This is a genomic window from Xenorhabdus anantnagensis (assembly GCF_028598555.1).
GTDB classification, from domain to species: domain Bacteria; phylum Pseudomonadota; class Gammaproteobacteria; order Enterobacterales; family Enterobacteriaceae; genus Xenorhabdus; species Xenorhabdus anantnagensis.
Genome location: NZ_JAQRFN010000067.1, coordinates 1 through 2,492, shown reverse-complemented (window position 1 = coordinate 2,492; position 2,492 = coordinate 1). Strand labels below are relative to the sequence as shown.

The window sequence follows — 2,492 nt, the reverse complement described above, 5'->3', positions numbered from 1 at the left end:
TGGTGGTGAATTTAACCTCACTAATAAATTCGATATTATTTTGGGGTGACTCATTACCCCATAAATCCCAGCCCTCGACTGTCTCACGGGCAAATAATTCAATGCGGGGTAAGTTGCCGTATAATTGCTTCAGCCTGTAGTGAGCTTCTCGCGGCTTTTGCGAATGTTCACCCAGACACGAATAAATAATCTGTTTCACGCTGGCGCTTTGTCGGGGTAGTCCATTACCCCGAACAGCGATCAACATATCTTCTGAGTTACTACGGGTGTAATTACCGCCGTTCATCCGTGTTTCAGTATTCAGCAGTTCCATGAAATCCCAGCTATCGAGCAAACTTCCTTCTTGAATAGCTTTATCTATGCGATCCATCGCCAGTTTATTGAGTTTTACCCACGTGAATAATTTCATCGTTTTGACCGTAAATCTCCACGCCTCAGCTAATTTGATTGCCTCCAGTGTAAAATTCCCCGTATACCACATGGCGAGGACGGAGTTTTTAGCGGCTATTTGTTCGATGGGTAATCGGGTGAGGGAATAAAAATCGGTGGTAGTGTAGTGATTGTTGGCTGCTCCGTTGCTGGCTGCATTATTATATTGCCACGGCGGATCAGCCAATATGAGGCTATATTTTTGCTCCATTTCTCCGCCTATCCCGCTCATAATCCTCCCCGCACTCCTTGCTACAGAATGCCCCATATGTTGCCGGTTCTGTCTCACACCATCGGCACATCCCGTTGATGCTGGTTAATGCTGGTTGCCGGTTCTGGAGGGCGTGAGATACCGTCAACTCAACGATATCGTTAGCTGTGTCGATAATATCCATGATGGTTCTCACTATATGATGGGGTGGCGGTAGAGGTAGAGGGGGAATGCATCTTTATATTTATCCAGAACCTCACCAATAAATCCATCTCCACTGCGATAGAAATGACCGACCAGCTCCATATTTTCATATTCAGCGAGTTTCTTTGCGGCTTCACAGAGTTTTAATAATTCATCGCAGTTAACTGTAATTTCATTTCCGCTATATGTTTTTGCTACATTAGCGGCTACTTTTAATCTGCTTGCTATATCGTCCACGGTATTATTTTTAAATTCATTGATCATTATTATCACCTATATATTTAATTTTACCTGTCAATATTCCATCAATTAGTGTGCGCATTTCCCAGCACCAATAGAACGTCTCAACATAAACAGATAATTCTCCATAGTCATGTTGTTTGCGTTGAATAAATTTCTCTGCCGCTTCGCGGGTTAAATGTGTATTTACAGTTCTATAATCGCATTTCCAATAGAAAATATATGCGTCATCTAATACAGACTCTATGCATTTATATTTGTCTATATCATATAATTCGTCAAATTCAAACAAACATTCGTTTTGTGCGTAATTAAATATCGCCTGTTTCTGTTCATCGTCTAATATAGCTATTAAATCATCTGGGAAATAATACGATTCACAATCGTAATATATTCCCGCCTCGTCATCCTCAGAGCCGGTTACCCTAACTCGCTCTCTGACTGTAAATGATGGATACGCCGCGCCGTGCCAATCAACGCCCCGATATTCCAATCGTTTAACAAAATCATCCCATGCCTCACGGGATAATTCGCCACCGTCTGCCAGTGATGTAAAATCAGTCATTATTTAAATCCCCTGCATATATCTGAATTAGTTATTCCCATTTTTCCGTGATCATAATTTCTGGTAGTGATATAAAATATTTATCCCAAAACACATCGCAACGCTCACCAGACTCATAACAAATTATTCTATAGTCAGTGTCTGGATGTATTTTCAATGACCCGTTACAGATAGACTCGTATATTTCCTGATGGACTAACTCATATGTATCACTATCAATTACTGATCCATTTAGTGGTCTGATATAAACTGAAAACTCACCTCCTCTTGGATCACAGTCTAACTCTGCCCAAACAGTAGCCGCTATAATTTGCCTCCCCCCATCGAGATATGGCATTTTTATTTCAGAAATAGGGGTACCGTTCCATGTAATCCCTGCCCGTTCGTTTAGTGATTCAATCTCTTTTTGAGATGCTTCATATAGTGATCTGTAATCTGTCATCACCCAAACCTCCTGCATATATTGGTTGCTCGTTGGCACATCTCAGTATCAAACCAGCCGAAATGACATTGACTGGGACTAATTTCTAGCTGTTTTGCTAACCATCGGTACGCGTCCGTACGCGCCCAATTCCATTTTTCTCTGACGTAATCGAAATGCTGATGGGCTGATAGACGCGCTATCCGTGTCGGTTTATCCGCCAGTGACCCCATCGGAATATCCGTTTCAGGGTGAATGCTGACACGCGCACCACATGTCCAGCAGTGGTATAACCACGGCCAGCGGTTATCATGAATACGTTTAAATACGTTCAGGTGATGTTCAATCATCACGTGCCTGCCGCAATAACGGCAGTGCGTCGGAATGGGATAGGGGTCATTGACTCTCTGTACTGCTCTGGG

At 42.5% G+C, this 2,492-nt stretch carries 6 protein-coding genes; all 6 read right to left on the bottom strand.

All coding sequences use genetic code 11. The annotated features are described in order from the left end of the window. On the bottom strand, positions 1 to 661 hold a 661-nt coding region (locus PSI14_RS19800), incomplete at its 3' end, for an MT-A70 family methyltransferase (protein WP_306309360.1). Further along, positions 624 to 824: a hypothetical protein gene (locus PSI14_RS19795; protein WP_273577693.1), complete on the bottom strand. Its 201-nt coding sequence runs from the start codon at positions 822 to 824 to the stop codon at positions 624 to 626. The genes PSI14_RS19800 and PSI14_RS19795, both read right to left, overlap by 38 nt. Positions 825 to 835: 11 nt before the next feature. Then, the gene (locus PSI14_RS19790; protein WP_273577692.1) at positions 836 to 1,108 is read right to left on the bottom strand and encodes a hypothetical protein; all 273 of its coding nucleotides are present in this window, start codon (positions 1,106 to 1,108) and stop codon (positions 836 to 838) included. Next, the gene (locus PSI14_RS19785) at positions 1,098 to 1,649 is read right to left on the bottom strand and encodes a hypothetical protein (RefSeq protein WP_273577691.1); all 552 of its coding nucleotides are present in this window, start codon (positions 1,647 to 1,649) and stop codon (positions 1,098 to 1,100) included. Before PSI14_RS19785 ends, PSI14_RS19790 begins: the two co-directional genes overlap by 11 nt. Positions 1,650 to 1,680: 31 nt before the next feature. Next, positions 1,681 to 2,091, bottom strand: coding sequence for a hypothetical protein (locus tag PSI14_RS19780; RefSeq protein ID WP_273577690.1), 411 nt, complete (start codon positions 2,089 to 2,091; stop codon positions 1,681 to 1,683). Beyond that, on the bottom strand, positions 2,091 to 2,492 hold a 402-nt coding region (locus PSI14_RS19775; RefSeq protein WP_273577689.1), incomplete at its 5' end, for a zinc-finger-containing protein. The genes PSI14_RS19780 and PSI14_RS19775, both read right to left, overlap by 1 nt.

What these genes read in the sequence shown, in the direction of transcription:
- PSI14_RS19795 (WP_273577693.1), bottom strand. Translation starts at nt 824, where the DNA reads ATGGATATTATCGACACAGCTAACGATATCGTTGAGTTGACGGTATCT.
- PSI14_RS19790 (WP_273577692.1), bottom strand. Translation starts at nt 1,108, where the DNA reads ATGATCAATGAATTTAAAAATAATACCGTGGACGATATAGCAAGCAGA.
- PSI14_RS19785 (WP_273577691.1), bottom strand. Translation starts at nt 1,649, where the DNA reads ATGACTGATTTTACATCACTGGCAGACGGTGGCGAATTATCCCGTGAG.
- PSI14_RS19780 (WP_273577690.1), bottom strand. Translation starts at nt 2,091, where the DNA reads ATGACAGATTACAGATCACTATATGAAGCATCTCAAAAAGAGATTGAA.